This is a genomic window from Mesorhizobium sp. M7A.F.Ca.MR.148.00.0.0 (assembly GCF_003997735.1).
GTDB lineage: Bacteria > Pseudomonadota > Alphaproteobacteria > Rhizobiales > Rhizobiaceae > Mesorhizobium.
On the sequence record NZ_RZTB01000267.1, the window covers coordinates 1 to 1,478 of the forward strand.

At 64.1% G+C, this 1,478-nt stretch carries 2 protein-coding genes; one reads left to right on the plus strand and one right to left on the minus strand.

Translation table 11 applies throughout. The features are described from left to right. Positions 1-200: 200 nt before the first annotated feature. Positions 201-809: a TetR/AcrR family transcriptional regulator gene (locus EOB49_RS33820; protein ID WP_127383497.1), complete on the minus strand. Its 609-nt coding sequence runs from the start codon at positions 807-809 to the stop codon at positions 201-203. Between the two features lie 101 nt (positions 810-910). Here EOB49_RS33820 and EOB49_RS33825 point away from each other — a divergent pair. After that, a partial coding sequence (locus EOB49_RS33825; RefSeq protein WP_164781927.1) for an NAD(P)-dependent alcohol dehydrogenase occupies positions 911-1,478 on the plus strand: 568 nt, incomplete at its 3' end.

Here is a 1,478-nt window from a genome sequence, read left to right on the forward strand (position 1 = left end):
CACCACCGAAGCCATGATCGCGGAGGCTCCGAAGAAGGAGTCGGCTGGCGGCGGCGGCATGCCTGGCGGCATGGGCGGCGGCATGGGCGGCATGGGCGGCATGGATTTCTAATCCACGCTTCCATCTGTCTTCAGAACACGGAAAGGGCGGCAGAGATGCCGCCCTTTTTGTTTTGCGCAGCAGTCGCTGTGGCCGTCTCTCAGACGGCGGCATCCGCGCGTTGCTTGACCTCGCCGGCAAGCACCGCAGCTTCGATCAGCGCCGCCACCTCATCGGCCACGGCCTGTACCGGGGCGCGGTCTCGGGTGGCGCGGGCGATCACCATCAGCCCCTCCAGCGACGATTCGACCAGCAGCGCCAATGCATGCGCGCGGCGCTCGGGCACCCCTGCCCTGACGAAGGCGTCCCGCATGAGGCCTATCCACTGTTCGAAGGCCGAGCGGCACAACTCCGCCAGTTCCGGCACGTCGGTGGGCGAGTCCAGCACGACAGGCGCGATCGGACAGCCGAGCGAAAACTGGTTGTCTTCCAGCATGCGTCCCACCGACTGGTAGATATGATGGACAGCCACCGCCGGATACTTTTCGGCAGCCAGCGCTTCGCCCAGCCTCTCCGTCACGTCGGCAACGCTGGCCCGCGTCACCTCGATGACCAGTTGGTCCTTGCCGCCGGGAAAATGAAAATAGAGCGAGCCCCGCGGTGCGCCGCTGGCGCTCAATATGTCGTTGAGCGAGGTGCCGTGATAGCCGCGCTGCCTGAGCAGCAGCCCAGTCGTCTCGAGTATGCGGTTGCGGGTGTCGTTGGCCATGTCAACCTCTGTCAGCAGGAATCATTATAGGCCTTGCGCAAAATATGACAATCGGTCTACATAATATGTAGATCAGTCTATATATTTCTCGAGAGGAACGCATGCGGAGCTACCGCCTCGAAGGGTCTGGGACCGAACCCCTGATGCTGCGAGACACGGCTCAGCCGGAGCCGAAACCGCATGAGATCGTGGTGCGCGTTCGCGCCACCTCGCTCAACCGGCGCGATACGATGATCCTCAACGGCACCTATCCGCTGCCGCCGCGCCAAGGCGTCGTTCCGCTGAGCGACGGGGCCGGTGTCATTGTCGCCATCGGCGATACCGTCACCCGCTTTGCTGTCGGCGACCGCGTGACCGGCAGCTATTTCGCCCGATGGATCGACGGCCGCATCCATGCCGGACTCATCGATCAGCTCGGCTGCACGCTGGATGGCATGCTGACCGAATACGCCGTTCTCGACGAACAATGGGCGGTGCACTTGCCCGATCATCTCGACTGGCATGAGGCGGCAACGCTGACCTGCGCCGGCCTGACCGCCTGGAATGCGGTGACGGGCGCCGGAATTCCGAAGCCCGGCCAATGGGTTCTGGTCATCGGCTCGGGCGGCGTCTCGCTCTTTGCACTGCAGTTCGCCAAGCTGCTCGGCTGCCATGTCGCCGCCGTCACCT